Raw genomic sequence first — 12,910 nt, 5'->3', positions numbered from 1 at the left:
ACCCGCTATCCTCACCGATGATGTGATGCACCTATGCATCAACCGCCCATTTTTGTGGTCCTGATCCGGCTTTGAGGCTAGATGGCCACGGTTATGTGGCGCTTTTACATCATTTTTCGACCGCGTGTCACCTCAATATCGAGGTCCGTGATCTTTTTTCTCAGCGTATTGCGGTTGATTCCCAGAAGATCCGCGCATTTCGCCTGATTGCCAGCGGTTGCGGCAAGGGCGATCTCGATCAACGGGGCTTCGATCTCGCGCAGGATACGGGCGTAAAGTCCGGGGGGCGGCAGCATCGAACCGTGTTGATCAAAGTATCGCTGTAGGTGACGTTCGACCGAGGCCCCAAGCTTTTCGGTATTGGCCTGCGCGCGCAGCGGTTCGGGGTCGGGTTGCGCGCCCAACACATGCTCTGCCTCGGATTGGGTGATTTCCGGCGCGCGGCTGGTCAGCGCGAGCTGCCGCATCGCGTGTTCCAACTGTCGCACGTTGCCGGGCCATTGATAGTTGGCAAAGACCTTCGCCGCCCCTTCGGACAGGGCGCGCGGCGCGGTATTGCCGGTTTCCGACCGTTCAAGGAAATGCGCGGCGAGCAAGGCAATATCATCCACGCGGTCGCGCAGCGCGGGGACATGCAGCGTCGCCCCCGAGAGACGATAATACAGATCGCGCCGCAGGGTCCCCGCCTTCATCGCGGCGGCCAGATCCGATTGGCTGGTGGCAAGGAAGCGCGGCGCATGTTCACCGGGGGTATCCATCATGCGTGCGATACGGGCCTGAATCTCTTCCGAGAAATCGCCGATCTCGTCAATCAGCAGCGTCCCGCCGCGGACCCTCGCCAAGACACGTGTCGGGCCTTCAAGGTCTTGCAACTCGGCCGAGGTGACGGTGACAAAGGGCAGGTTCCGCCGGTCCGAGAAATCGTGGATCGCCTTGCCGATCAGCGACTTTCCTGTGCCGGATTCGCCCCAGATCAACACCGGCAGATCCGTGTTCATCACCCGCGCCACCACGCGGTAGAGCGCTTGCATCACCGGCGTGCGCCCCACCAGCGGCAGATCATCCCGATCCCCATCGCTGTCAGAGCTGGTCTGCGCCGGACGGCGCGCCGGCCCGCTGCGCTCTAGCGCGCGGGCGGTGCGTTTCATCAGGTCAGGCAGGTCGAAAGGCTTGGGCAGGTAGTCATAAGCCTCCGCCTCTGCCGCCTTGATCGCGGTCATGATCGTGTTCTGCGCCGAGATCACGATCACGGGCAAGCCGGGTCGGTCCTGCGCGATCTTGGGCAGCATCTCGAGCCCATTGCCGTCGGGCATCACCACATCCGAGATCACAACGTCGCCTTTGCCCTCGCCCACCCAACGCATCAGGGTGGTCAGGCTGGATGTCGCGTGCACCTTGCAGCCTGCGCGGGTCAGTGCCTGTGTCAGAACGGTGCGGATTGTGCGGTCGTCATCAGCGACCAGAACGGTGCCATCCATCGTTAATTCTCCTGATCGGAAGCGGTATTTTCAATTTGGGTCTTATCGGCCCGCGGCAGTGAGATGCGGAACACGGTCTTGCCGGGCACAGACTCCACCGTGATCCAGCCGCCGTGGTCGGAAATGATCTTGCTCACCAGCGCCAGCCCCAGCCCGGTGCCGTTCTCGCGCCCGGATACGAAGGGTTCGAACACGTCAGCGCGGATCGCCTCTGGTAGACCGGGGCCGTCGTCGATGACTTCGATCTGCAAGGGCAACGATTGCGCCGTGCCGTCGGATCGGCGCATGCGGAAGGAATGTTCATAATAGCTGTGCAACCGGATCGTCCCGCCCGAGGGGCCTGCCGCCTCTGACGCGTTCTTGATCAGGTTCAGCACCACCTGCAACAACTGATCCTTGTCACCCAAGGCCGGCGGCAGCGAAGGGTCGTAATCCTCGATGATCTTCATGCGCGCGCCAAACCCCAGCAGCGCAGACCGGCGCGCGCGGTCCAGCGCGTCATGCAGGTTCACCGCCTTGCGTTCCGGCGGCATGAGGTTGCCGAATTGTTCGACCTGCTCCAGCAGCTTCACGATCCGGCGCGATTCCGCGACGATCAGGTCTGTGAGCTCCAGATCCTCGGTGCTGAGATTCATGCTGAGCAGTTGCGCGGCACCGGTGATCCCTGCCAGCGGGTTCTTGATCTCATGGGCCAGCATCTCGGCCATGCCGATGGCGGATTTGGCGGCGGATTTGACCGAATTATTCTGCGTCATCCGACCGGCCATCTCGCGGGGGGTGATCATCAGGATCATCTGCCCCGCCGCATCGATCAGCGGCGCGAAGTGTAACGCACATTGCACCGGCGGGCGCTGGCCGCTGCCGACATCCACATCGTTGACGAACAAGGGCGTGCCATTGTCGCGGGCGCGGGTGAACGCCTCTTCCAGAGGGGCATCGACGGCGATCATGTCCCACACTGGCACACCGCGCACGGATTTTGCAGAGGCGTTCAGAAACCCTTCGGCTTCCGAGTTCAACTCGGCGATCGTGTCGTCTGTATCGATCAGAATGGCGGGCACGGGCAGCGATGCGAAAACAGTATCCAGCGACATCAAGCAGCCTCCAACTGGCGGTCCGGCAGACAGGCGGACGGGATAAGACGGTGCACCTCGGCGGGGCTGGCAGCGGTCAGTACCGCGCGGCGTAGATCAGCGGGGGTGTTGCTGGTGTCCATGTACCACCCCAGATGTTTGCGCGCGACGCGCAGGCCAATCACCTCGCCATAGAACCGGATGATCGCCTCGTAGTGGTCGGACACCATGCGCGCGAAATCGGCGCCCTGCGGGATGACCGGTGCGGGCGCGCCGAACAGATCATGGGCCACCTGAGCGAGCAGCCACGGTTTACCTTGGGCACCGCGCCCGATCATCACACCATCCGCCCCCGACTGCGCTAGCGCCTGACGCGCGGCATCGGTGCTGATGATATCGCCATTGGCAATGACGGGAACTGAGACCGCCTGTTTGACACCCGCAATCGCGGCCCAATCGGCGGACCCCTTATAGAACTGGCAGCGCGTGCGTCCGTGGATGGTGATCATGGTGATCCCCGCCGCTTCGGCCCGCGCGGCGATCTGTGGCGCGTTCAGCATATTGTCGTCCCACCCCAGCCGCGTCTTGAGCGTGACGGGCACGTTCACCGCGTTCACCACCGCCTCGATCAGGCGCAGCGCGTGGTCGGGCGTTTTCATCAGCGCAGAGCCGGAATAGCCTTGTGTCACCTTCTTGGCGGGGCAACCCATATTGATGTCGATCACCCGCGCGCCCTGCCCTTCGACCATCCGCGCGGCCTCGGCCATGGGGGCGGCCTCGCGTCCTGCCAGCTGTACCGCAGTGCCTTCGACGCCAAGCCCCAGTTCGGCCTTTTCCAGCGTCCCGGGGCGGGCGTTGATCATGTCGACGCTGGCAACCATCTCTGACACCACCAACCCTGCGCCAAAAGACGCCACCAGTGTGCGGAACGGCAGATCGGTGATCCCCGCCATCGGAGCCAGCAAAACAGGCGGGTCGAGTTTGAAGGGCAGATCCGAGAGATCCAAACGCTTAATCCTTGTGCAATTGCCTTTGGTTTACCGAGGGGTGGGCCGAAACTCAATCAAACCAAAAGCTTTTACTGGTGAGAAACTGACCTATTGCCTAAAATTTAAGCACCACGCGCGGGCGATTGCACAGGCTGCTTTGCAGGCTTAGAACGGGGCGAGTTTATCAAAGGGGGCGCGCGATGGCGTCGAGACCGAAAATCGCAGCGCTCATCGTGGCCGCCGGACGGGGCACCCGTGCGGGGGGTGCCGTGCCCAAACAATGGCAGCCGCTGTGCGGGAAACGCGTGATCGACCACACGCTTGCGGCTTTCCAGCGGCATCCGCAGGTGGACCGGATCATCATCGTATTGAACGCCAGTGACATGGCGCAGGCCGACGGATTCACCGCGCAAGGCTGTCTTGTCGCCGAAGGCGGGGCGGATCGTGCAGCATCGGTGCGCAACGGTCTGGCGCTGCTGGGGGATGCGGATCTGGTGCTGATCCATGACGCCGCCCGCCCCTGTGTCACGCCGCAGATCATCGACGGTGTGATCGACGCGCTGGCCACAGATGCCGCAGCCGCCCCCGGCCTGCCTGTCACAGACGCGCTTTGGGTCGCCGAAGACGGAGCCGTCGCAGGCACGCAGGACCGCACCGCGCTTTATGCCGCACAAACCCCGCAAGGCTTCGATGCGGCCACGATCCGCGCCGCCCATGCCGCCTTTGAAGGCATCGCCGCCGATGATGTAGAGGTCGCCCGCGCCGCCGGTGTTGCGGTTGCCATCACCCCCGGCAGCGTCGATAACCTGAAAATCACGGTGCCGGGCGATTTGACCCGCGCCGCCCGCATATTGGAGTCTTCAATGGATATTCGCACCGGCAACGGGTTTGATGTACATGCTTTCGGTCCGGGGGATCATGTCACACTTTGCGGCGTTGATATTCCGCATGATCAGGGGCTGGTCGGCCATTCCGACGCCGATGTCGGCATGCATACGGTCACCGATGCGATTTATGGCGCGCTGGCTATGGGCGACATCGGCCAGCATTTCCCCCCGTCTGACCCGCAGTGGAAAGGGGCGCAAAGCCAAATCTTTCTGCGCCATGCCGCCGATCTGGCGCGCAGCGAAGGGTTCACCCTGACCCATGTGGATTGCACGCTGATCTGCGAATACCCCAAAGTGGGGCCTCATGCCGCAGAGATGCGCCGCGTGATGGCGGATATCCTGTCCCTTGAGGAAAGCCGTGTGTCGGTCAAGGCGACGACCTCGGAACGTTTGGGATTTACCGGCCGCGGCGAAGGCATCGCCTGCATGGCCACAGCAACATTGGTGAAACTATGACTTTGGCAAAGCTGATCGCGACCGTTCTGGGGGTGGGTTACATCCGCCCTGCTTCGGGCACCTGGGGGTCGCTGGTCGCGCTGCCCTGGGCCTGGCTGCTTCATGTCATCGGGGGGCTGCCGCTGTTGATCGCAGGCATCGTGCTTACCTTTGCCGCAGGTTGGTGGGCCACCGCACGCATGACCGCGGGAAGCGCGGATCATGATCCGTCGGAAATCGTGATCGACGAGGTTGCAGGCCAATGGGTCGCGCTGCTGCCGCTCAGCTATGCCAGTTGGACGATGGATATGAACATCCTTGTGGTGTGGCCCGGCTGGATCGCGGCTTTTGCCCTGTTCCGTCTGTTCGACATCTGGAAACCGCTGATCATCGGCTGGGCCGACCGGCGCGGCGATGCGCTTGGCGTGATGCTGGATGATATCTTTGCAGGCATTTTCGCACTGCTGGGGGTGATCGCACTGGCCGTGCTGTATCACGTGTATCTCTTTGCCTGATTTGCACGCCCTTCTGGACCGCGCCCGCACGCGCGAGGTCATGATCGCCTGCGCCGAAAGCTGCACGGGCGGCATGGTGGCCGCCGCCCTAACGGACCTCCCCGGATCCTCCGCGATCTTCGACCGAGGGTTTGTCACCTATACCAATGCCGCCAAGATCGATCTTCTGGGCGTCAGCCCTGACACACTCACCGCCCACGGCGCGGTGTCCGAGCAGGTCGCCCTTGAAATGGCGCGCGGTGCCTTGGCACGATCTGGCGCGCAGATCGCCGTGTCGATCACCGGTATCGCAGGCCCCGGCGGGTCAGAGCATAAGCCCGAAGGCCGCGTCTGTTTTGGCCTCGCCACGGCGTCCGGTATCACCACCCAAACGCAAGAGTTCGGTGCCTTGGGCCGTGATAAAGTCCGCCGCGCTGCCCGCGATTTCGCCTTGGGGCTGATTTTTGAGGCGATTGCATAACGCCCGCAAAACAGGCGACATGGCTAAATTGCTGCCTAAATATGTGGCGAATGTAGAAATGCCCGTTTAATCACCGGCTTTGCCCACATTTTAACTTTTGTCGCGCGCGCACATCCGTTTCACCCGTTTGCAATCAAAAACCTTTCGGGAGGAAACCAAGATGAACGCAGCTGATACGGCCTGGATCATGACCGCCACGGCCTTGGTCCTGTTCATGACATTACCGGGGCTCGCGCTCTTCTATGGCGGGCTGGTGCGCAGCCGCAACGTGCTGAGCGTTTTCATGCATACCTACGGCGTCGCCTGTCTGATGAGCGTGCTGTGGTTCTTCGCCGGATACTCCATCGCCTTTGGTCCCGACACATCGGGCCTCTGGGGCGGCTTGGGCAAGATCGGCCTGTCGGGAGTCACTGCTGACAGCCTGTCAGGCACCCTGCCCGAGATTCTGTTCTTCGCCTTCCAGATGACATTCGCGGTGATCACGCCTGCGCTGATCGTCGGTGCCTATGTGGAGCGTATCGGCTTTGGCTTTGTAATGCTCTTCTCGGGTCTCTGGATGCTGCTGTGCTATGCGCCCGTGGTGCATTGGGTCTGGGGCGGCGGTTTCCTGGCCGATGGCGGCATCTTTGGCGAGGTCGGCGTGCGCGATTTCGCGGGCGGAATCGTGGTGCATGAAACAGCCGGCCTCGCGGCGCTGATCCTCGCGGTCTTCCTTGGTCCACGTCTCAACCACAACACCCCGCCACATAACCCGGGCTTCGTGATGATCGGGGCGGCGATGCTCTGGGTCGGCTGGTTCGGCTTTAACGGCGGCTCGCAACTGGCCGCAGACGGTGGTGCGGCGATGGCGATCACGGTGACCCATATCTCTGCCGCCACCGCCTCGCTCACCTGGGCGCTGTGGGAGCGGATCAAATTCGGCAAAGCATCGTTGGTCGGCATCGTCACAGGCACCATCGCGGGACTGGCCTCCATCACGCCTGCGTCGGGCTTCGTCGGCCCTTGGGCGGCGCTGCTGATCGGCGCGGTTGCCGGGATCCTGTGCCAGGAAGCAGTCGTCTTGATCCGCAACAAGGCCAAGATCGACGACACGCTTGACGTATTCGCGGTTCACGGCGTGGGTGGTATCTTTGGGACCATCATGATCGCTGCCCTCGGGGCGGGATCCTGGGCCGCACAACTGGGGTCGCTGGCGATTGTTGGCGTCTATACCACGGTGGTGACCGTGGTGCTGGTGCTGATCTGCAAGGCGATCACCCCGCTGCGTGTCAGCAAAGAGGTCGAGGTCAACGGGCTTGATCTATCCGTCCACGGTGAGCGGGCCTATGACCTAAGCAGCTGATCGGGAAAACGCAGACCCACACAAAGGCCCCGCATCGGGGCCTTTGTTGTTTCTAGGCCTCGGCCCCATAAAGAGCAGCCGCGCGTTTCTCGAACGCCCGCACCACCCGCTGCATCGCCTCGTTAAAGACGACGCCGATGATCTTTTGCAAAATCGCGTTCTTGAATTCGAAATCGACGAAGAAATGCACCTTGCAGCTGCCGTCGCCATTGTCCTCGAACGCCCAGTTCGATTTCATGTATTTGAACGGGCCATCCAGATATTCGGTGTCGATCTTCTTGGCCTCTGGCCACAACACCACGCGGCTGGTGAAACGTTCGCGAAACACCTTGAAACTGATGACAAGATCGGCGTCCATCACCTCGTGATCCCCCTTATCCTCACGGCTTTTGATCCGCGCGGCGGCGGTCCAGGGCAGAAAATCTGGGTATGACGCCACATCGGCCACCAGATCATACATCTGTTGGGCGGTGTAGGGCAGTTCGCGGGTCTCTGAATGGGTAGGCATTGATTTCCATCTGTCATGAAGTTAGCCCTTATGAAATCCTATCTCCCCCTTTTTCAAGGTAAAACCCATGACGACGCGACCTTATGTCATCGATGAAATGATCTCGGCCAAGGCAATCGCCGCGCGGATCGAAACTCTCTGCCGCGAAATCCAAAGCGAATTCGCCGGCACCGAAAAGCTGACAGTGGTGGGGCTGCTGCGCGGATCTTTCGTGTTTATCGCCGATCTGGTGCGCGAGCTTGACCTCCCGATCGAGGTCGATTTCCTCGAGGCCTCCAGCTATGGCGATGGTATGGAAAGCAGCAGAGAAGTACGTATCCTCAAAGACTTGCGCGGCGCAATCGAAGGGCGCGATGTGTTGGTCGTCGAAGATATCGTCGATACGGGCCACACCCTGCATCACGTGCGCAATCTACTGATGTCGCGCGAACCCGCACGGCTGAAAACCATTGCCCTGCTCGACAAACCCAGCCGCCGCGAGGTGGACATGAAGGCCGATTGGATCGGCTTTGAAATTCCCGATGAATTTGTTGTGGGCTACGGCATCGATTTCGCACAGCGCGACCGCAACCAGCCCTTTATCGGCAAGGTCCGTTTTACATGAACGTCGCTTGGCTGATGCGGATGAAACGGTGGGTGCAGCACCCGCCCTCGGCGGGCCGCGTCAAATTCGTCTTTGCTGTGGTCCTGGCCGGCGCGCTGATCTTTGCCGCAGAATACTTTGGCTACTGGCCCGAATGGGCCACGACCCAACGGATCAATAACCCGTTCTAACCTTTCCAAATGGATGTAAATCCCGGGGAGTTTGAGGGGCAGCGCCCCTCATTGTACCGCGTGAGCTTGAAGGACAACGCCCCTCAAACTCAATGCAACACAGTTACCCCAGCTTGGCCAACCGCGCCGCCTGCAGCCGCGCAAAGTCATCCCCTGCGTGGTAGCTCGACCGCGTGAGAGGCGTCGCAGAGACCATCAAGAACCCTTTGCCATAGGCCGATTTTTCATAGGCGGCGAATTCATCGGGGTGCACAAAGCGGTCCACCGCGTGGTGCTTTGGTGTCGGCTGCAGGTATTGCCCGATGGTCAGAAAATCGATGTCCGCCGCGCGCATGTCTTCCATGACCTGCATAACCGACTGACGATCCTCGCCCAGACCGACCATGATGCCGGATTTGGTAAACATCGTCGGATCAAGCTCTTTGACCCGCTGCAACAGGCGGAGCGAATGGAAATACCGCGCCCCGGGGCGGACCTCGGGGTAGAGGCCGGGCACTGTTTCCAGATTGTGGTTAAACACGTCTGGCCGCGCTTCGACCACGGTTTCCAACACTTTGGGATCGCAGCGGATGAAATCGGGGGTCAGGATTTCGATCGTGGTGCCCGGGGACCGTTTGCGCACGGCGCGGATGGTCTGGGCAAAATGCTCTGCCCCGCCGTCTTCGATGTCGTCGCGGTCCACGCTGGTGATTACCACGTGGTTCAGCCCCAGTTTGGACACCGCGTCGGCCACACGCCCGGGTTCAAAGATGTCCAGCGCTTCCGGTGGGCGCCCTGTCGCGATGTTGCAGAAGGTACAGGCGCGGGTGCAGACCTCCCCCATGATCATCATGGTGGCATGGCCCTGCGACCAGCATTCGCCCACATTCGGGCAGCCGGCTTCTTCGCAGACCGTTACCAGCTTGTTCTCGCGCATGATCTTTGCGGTATCCGCATAGCCTTTGCCACCCGGCGCCTTCACCCGGATCCACGACGGCTTTTTCGGCTGTGGATTGTCGGGGCGTCGGGCCTTTTCAGGGTGGCGCTGCTCGGGGATTTTCAGGTCTCGCATGATCAGGCTCCGTTTGGAATACGCCCCTTATGTAGTCGGTTCGCGCGGCGCATGAAAGAGGCAGTTGTCACCTGCGGGGCAGCCATGCGGTACGCGCCGATCTGGATTCGCCGCCTAGCCGATCATAGCGCTCCCGGGGCCAAGCGTTTCCGCATAGTGTTTGCGCAGCCGCATCAGGGCGATACGCAGCACGATCTTTCCCGACCGCGCGGACCAGCCTAGGCGCTTTTCCGTGGTTTCCAGCCCTTCCAGATAGCAGCAGCACCGCAGCACAATATCCGACAGACCCGGTCCCAGATCCGCCAGCGCCGATCCCACCCGTGCCCGGGCCGCAGAAGGTGCGCTGCCTTCAAAGCTGACGCTGTCGCCCTGCCCGCCCGGTGCCAAAAACCGGTCCCAGTTCTGCGTCACCGCCTCGCCCATTTGCGCCAGTTCAAAATCCTCGCGCAGGCGCTCTCCGGCTTGGACGAGACTGTCGGACAGGAACGGCGCGCCTTTTGCGTCGCGTCTGCGGGCGAGCGCGGCCAACGGGCTTTCTGCCAGCGTGTAGCGCAAGCGCCGCGCTGTCTTCTGCCGCGCCCCCTCTGGCAGCGGCGGCGCAGGGGCAAAGCTGCTTTGGGCTTCGGCAAAACCGTCCTGTGCCCCCTGCCCCAGCATCTCTTCCAGCGCATGCCGTCCGGCCGCGGTGATGTGATAGCGCAGGATGCGCCCCTCGCCATCGGTTGCGATCCAGCCGTTAAGCGCCATCGCCTGCGCGACACAGCGGTCCACCACGGCAGTCCGCGTCTGCGCGCCATTCGGACCACTGCGCACGACAACGGCGTTGTCCATCTCGGCTGCGACCGCCAGCAGCGCACCGGTTTCGCACAAGCGCCGCAAGATGCGCTGCGCCTCGCTTTTCAGGGTTTCATCATCGGGCATCATGGGGTGTGAGGTGTCATTCATCGCGGCGGGCTCCTGCAGAGGGTGGGTTTCAAAACGGCTGACCTGCCCCAGCAGATCAAGGGCGTCGTCCACCAGCGGATCATCGCGCCGCGTTTCCAGCCGCCGGATCTGGCGCAGGATGGTAGAGGCGTGACACTCAGCTGATCGCGCCAGCGCCCGGATCGGCTGGCCCATCTCCACATGCGACACATAATGCCGCGCGGCATCCGGCACCCATCCGGGCAATCCACGTCGGTCCGGCGGCGTATTCAAAACTTGGGTCATGCGGTCTCCTTTCTTCAGGCGGCGCGGTTATCCACAGCCTTATCCACAATACCAAAAGGTTAATTGGTTATGGATTTGTTAATATTTACCGATACAACCCATAATTGTTTCCAATGGGTAAACAGTCGTAACCGCGACGCACGCTGACCCCGCTGCGCGAGCAACACCAGTATCCTGCGTGAAATCCTGCCCATGAGCGGCCATGCGTTTGCATGCAGCCGCAGTCAGCAAGGATTTGATTTTATGCAAGATATTCTAGCGCGTCTTCGCGGTATTCGCCGTCCCGCCATATTGGTGCAGGCAGGCTCCATCGGGGCCCGCACTTATCGCCGCGGCCCGGCCCTGCGACGGATACTGGGGAAAGCGCCCCCATCGCGCAGCGCCGTGGTGCTGGTGCAGCTGATCGATATAGAGGCAGACCTGAACGCCAGACGTAAAAAGACGGACGCAGGCTATAACCTGGTCCGTCATATAGAGGTGATGATCGCCCTCATTGCCGAGGCCGCGATCTTGCGCGAAACTCTGCGAGATGCGGCTACATAAAGCTGTCAGGCTCCGCCGCCTTGCGTTCCGCGACAAAGGCATCCAGCGCCGCACGCGTCTCGGGGTCCATAGGCGGTTGCACATAGTCGCCCAACAGCTTTTCGACCCGCGCCGCCGCCAGCGACTGGGTATCGCGCGCGCCCTCATCTGACCATGTTTCAAATGGCTTGTAGTCCAGCAGATCGGATTTCCAGAAGGCTTCCTTAAAGTTGGCCTGTGTGTGCGCGCATCCCAGATAATGCCCGCCCGGACCAACCTCGCGGATCGCATCCAGCGCTTGCGCGTTTTCGTCAATCTCTACACCGCGCGCCAAATGGTGCAACGCGCCCAGCTGATCGGCATCCATCACAAATTTCTCGAACGAGGCGACAAGCCCCCCTTCGAGCCAGCCACAGGCGTGGAGCATAAAGTTCACCCCCGACAAAAGCCCCATGTTCAGACTGTTCGCCGTCTCATAGGCTGCTTGCGCGTCGGGCAGTTTTGACCCGCAGAACGAACCCGAGGACCGGAATGGCAGGTTCATCCGCCGCGCCAACTGCCCCGCCCCATAGGTGATATGCGCGGCCTCCGGCGTGCCAAAGGTCGGCGCACCCGAGTTCATGTCGATCGAGGTCACAAAGGCCCCGAAAATCACCGGCGCGCCCTTACGGATCAGCTGGCTATAGGCGATGCCCGCCATGACCTCGGCCAGGACCTGCGTCAATGTCCCTGCCACGGATACCGGTGCCATCGCGCCGCCAACGATAAAGGGCGAAATGATCGACGCCTGATTGTTCTCGGCAAAGACCTTCAGCGCGCCCATCATCACATCATCAAACGTCATGGGCGAGTTGATGTTCACCAGCGACGTCATCACCGTGTTCTGGTCGACGAAATCCGCCCCGAACAGGATCTTGCACATGTCCACGGAATCCTGCGCGCGGCTCGGTTCCGTGACGGATCCCATGAAGGGTTTATCGCTCAGCGTCATATGCGCATGGAGCATGTCCAGATGGCGCTTGTTGACGGGCACATCGGTGGGCTCACAGACGGTGCCGCCGGAATGGTGCAACCACTTGGACATATAGCCAAGCTTCACGAATTTGTTGAAATCTTCCATCGTGGCATAGCGACGGCCCCCGGCGGTGTCGCGCACGAAGGGCGGGCCATAGACCGGGGCCAACACCAGATTGCGCCCGCCGATCTCGACGTTGCGCGCGGGGTTGCGCGCGTGTTGGGTGAACTGCGACGGCGCGGTCTTGCACAGCTCGCGCGCCAGCCCGCGGGGGATACGCACGCGGTCGCCGGTCACATCCGCCCCGGCCGCGCGCCACAGCGCCAGCGCCTCGGGGTTGTCGGGAAAGTTCACGCCGATCTCTTCCAGCACCGTATCGGCGTTATACTCGATGATCTGCAGCGCCTCTTCGGTCAGCACCTCGTAGTTGGGAATGTTGCGTTCGATGTATTTCGCTGTCTCGAAGGACACAGCCGAGCGTGCCGCCCGACGTGCCGCACCGCCACCACCGCGCCCGCGTCTTGCTGATTCCGCCATGAGGTCTTCCTTTCCGCCAAAACTGACGCCTAGCTACCCCATTCACGCAGCGGCCTTTACGCGGTTTACGGCCTTAGCGGTCAAAAACCGACATCATGATCCGCCGCCCCCTTCA

General features: G+C 61.7%; 14 protein-coding genes. 7 read left to right on the top strand and 7 right to left on the bottom strand.

Annotated elements, in window-relative coordinates; genetic code table 11:
- Positions 1–104: 104 nt before the first annotated feature.
- From B4F27_RS05585 to dusB, 3 genes are read right to left on the bottom strand one after another with little or no spacing between them, the layout of a single operon-like run.
- Complete coding sequence (locus B4F27_RS05585) at positions 105–1,478, bottom strand: response regulator (protein ID WP_005853488.1); 1,374 nt, start codon at positions 1,476–1,478, stop codon at positions 105–107.
- Between the two features lie 2 nt (positions 1,479–1,480).
- Entirely contained in the window at positions 1,481–2,572 is a 1,092-nt protein-coding gene (locus tag B4F27_RS05580) for a two-component system sensor histidine kinase NtrB (protein ID WP_005853487.1), read from the bottom strand.
- Complete coding sequence (gene dusB, locus B4F27_RS05575) at positions 2,572–3,558, bottom strand: tRNA dihydrouridine synthase DusB (RefSeq protein WP_286759095.1); 987 nt, start codon at positions 3,556–3,558, stop codon at positions 2,572–2,574. Before dusB ends, B4F27_RS05580 begins: the two co-directional genes overlap by 1 nt.
- A gap of 182 nt (positions 3,559–3,740) precedes the next feature.
- Here dusB and B4F27_RS05570 point away from each other — a divergent pair, with 182 nt between their 5' ends.
- The 4 genes from B4F27_RS05570 (at position 3,741) to B4F27_RS05555 (ending at position 7,179) form a co-directional block, all read left to right on the top strand.
- Positions 3,741–4,883: a bifunctional 2-C-methyl-D-erythritol 4-phosphate cytidylyltransferase/2-C-methyl-D-erythritol 2,4-cyclodiphosphate synthase gene (locus B4F27_RS05570; RefSeq protein ID WP_286759094.1), complete on the top strand. Its 1,143-nt coding sequence runs from the start codon at positions 3,741–3,743 to the stop codon at positions 4,881–4,883.
- A complete protein-coding gene (locus tag B4F27_RS05565; protein WP_286759093.1) occupies positions 4,880–5,377 on the top strand; it encodes a phosphatidylglycerophosphatase A family protein in 498 nt (165 codons plus the stop codon). Before B4F27_RS05570 ends, B4F27_RS05565 begins: the two co-directional genes overlap by 4 nt.
- Positions 5,370–5,837: a CinA family protein gene (locus B4F27_RS05560; RefSeq protein WP_082896073.1), complete on the top strand. Its 468-nt coding sequence runs from the start codon at positions 5,370–5,372 to the stop codon at positions 5,835–5,837. The genes B4F27_RS05565 and B4F27_RS05560 overlap by 8 nt, the downstream gene beginning before the upstream one ends.
- Positions 5,838–5,997: 160 nt before the next feature.
- Positions 5,998–7,179, top strand: a complete 1,182-nt coding sequence (locus B4F27_RS05555; protein WP_286759092.1) for an ammonium transporter — start codon at positions 5,998–6,000, stop codon at positions 7,177–7,179.
- 52 nt (positions 7,180–7,231) lie between these two features.
- Here B4F27_RS05555 and B4F27_RS05550 read toward each other — a convergent pair whose 3' ends face one another.
- The gene (locus tag B4F27_RS05550; protein WP_074634939.1) at positions 7,232–7,687 is read right to left on the bottom strand and encodes a type II toxin-antitoxin system RatA family toxin; all 456 of its coding nucleotides are present in this window, start codon (positions 7,685–7,687) and stop codon (positions 7,232–7,234) included.
- 67 nt (positions 7,688–7,754) lie between these two features.
- Here B4F27_RS05550 and hpt point away from each other — a divergent pair, with 67 nt between their 5' ends.
- Positions 7,755–8,291 carry a hypoxanthine phosphoribosyltransferase gene (hpt, locus tag B4F27_RS05545; protein ID WP_005853480.1) on the top strand — a complete coding sequence of 179 codons (537 nt, stop codon included), beginning with the start codon at positions 7,755–7,757 and terminating at the stop codon, positions 8,289–8,291.
- Positions 8,288–8,461 (top strand): hypothetical protein, encoded by a 174-nt coding sequence (locus B4F27_RS05540; protein WP_286759091.1) that lies wholly within the window; start codon positions 8,288–8,290, stop codon positions 8,459–8,461. The genes hpt and B4F27_RS05540 overlap by 4 nt, the downstream gene beginning before the upstream one ends.
- A gap of 103 nt (positions 8,462–8,564) precedes the next feature.
- Here the strand turns inward: B4F27_RS05540 and lipA are convergent, their stop codons facing one another.
- Together lipA and B4F27_RS05530 are read right to left on the bottom strand one after the other, a co-directional pair.
- Positions 8,565–9,512, bottom strand: a complete 948-nt coding sequence (gene lipA, locus B4F27_RS05535; protein ID WP_005853478.1) for a lipoyl synthase — start codon at positions 9,510–9,512, stop codon at positions 8,565–8,567.
- Positions 9,513–9,626: 114 nt separating this feature from the next.
- Positions 9,627–10,721 (bottom strand): DUF6456 domain-containing protein, encoded by a 1,095-nt coding sequence (locus B4F27_RS05530; RefSeq protein WP_286759090.1) that lies wholly within the window; start codon positions 10,719–10,721, stop codon positions 9,627–9,629.
- A 243-nt stretch (positions 10,722–10,964) separates the two neighbouring features.
- On the opposite strand from B4F27_RS05530, the gene B4F27_RS05525 reads away from it, so the two are divergent.
- Positions 10,965–11,264: a DUF6477 family protein gene (locus B4F27_RS05525; protein ID WP_286759089.1), complete on the top strand. Its 300-nt coding sequence runs from the start codon at positions 10,965–10,967 to the stop codon at positions 11,262–11,264.
- On the opposite strand, the gene B4F27_RS05520 is transcribed toward B4F27_RS05525, so the two are convergent.
- Positions 11,257–12,795 (bottom strand): trimethylamine methyltransferase family protein, encoded by a 1,539-nt coding sequence (locus B4F27_RS05520; RefSeq protein ID WP_037944248.1) that lies wholly within the window; start codon positions 12,793–12,795, stop codon positions 11,257–11,259. The genes B4F27_RS05525 and B4F27_RS05520 overlap by 8 nt on opposite strands.
- Positions 12,796–12,910: the final 115 nt, after the last annotated feature.

It is taken from the genome of Sulfitobacter sp. UBA1132 (assembly GCF_002311545.1).
GTDB lineage: Bacteria > Pseudomonadota > Alphaproteobacteria > Rhodobacterales > Rhodobacteraceae > Sulfitobacter > Sulfitobacter pontiacus.
This window is presented reverse-complemented; position numbering and strand designations above follow the sequence as displayed.

Bases quoted from the DNA above. Each gene is read 5' to 3' on its own strand.
- B4F27_RS05585 (WP_005853488.1), bottom strand. From the start codon at position 1,478: ATGGATGGCACCGTTCTGGTCGCTGATGACGACCGCACAATCCGCACC.
- B4F27_RS05580 (WP_005853487.1), bottom strand. From the start codon at position 2,572: ATGTCGCTGGATACTGTTTTCGCATCGCTGCCCGTGCCCGCCATTCTG.
- B4F27_RS05570 (WP_286759094.1), top strand. From the start codon at position 3,741: ATGGCGTCGAGACCGAAAATCGCAGCGCTCATCGTGGCCGCCGGACGG.
- B4F27_RS05565 (WP_286759093.1), top strand. From the start codon at position 4,880: ATGACTTTGGCAAAGCTGATCGCGACCGTTCTGGGGGTGGGTTACATC.
- B4F27_RS05555 (WP_286759092.1), top strand. From the start codon at position 5,998: ATGAACGCAGCTGATACGGCCTGGATCATGACCGCCACGGCCTTGGTC.
- B4F27_RS05550 (WP_074634939.1), bottom strand. From the start codon at position 7,687: ATGCCTACCCATTCAGAGACCCGCGAACTGCCCTACACCGCCCAACAG.
- hpt (WP_005853480.1), top strand. From the start codon at position 7,755: ATGACGACGCGACCTTATGTCATCGATGAAATGATCTCGGCCAAGGCA.
- B4F27_RS05540 (WP_286759091.1), top strand. From the start codon at position 8,288: ATGAACGTCGCTTGGCTGATGCGGATGAAACGGTGGGTGCAGCACCCG.
- lipA (WP_005853478.1), bottom strand. From the start codon at position 9,512: ATGCGAGACCTGAAAATCCCCGAGCAGCGCCACCCTGAAAAGGCCCGA.
- B4F27_RS05530 (WP_286759090.1), bottom strand. From the start codon at position 10,721: ATGACCCAAGTTTTGAATACGCCGCCGGACCGACGTGGATTGCCCGGA.
- B4F27_RS05525 (WP_286759089.1), top strand. From the start codon at position 10,965: ATGCAAGATATTCTAGCGCGTCTTCGCGGTATTCGCCGTCCCGCCATA.
- B4F27_RS05520 (WP_037944248.1), bottom strand. From the start codon at position 12,795: ATGGCGGAATCAGCAAGACGCGGGCGCGGTGGTGGCGGTGCGGCACGT.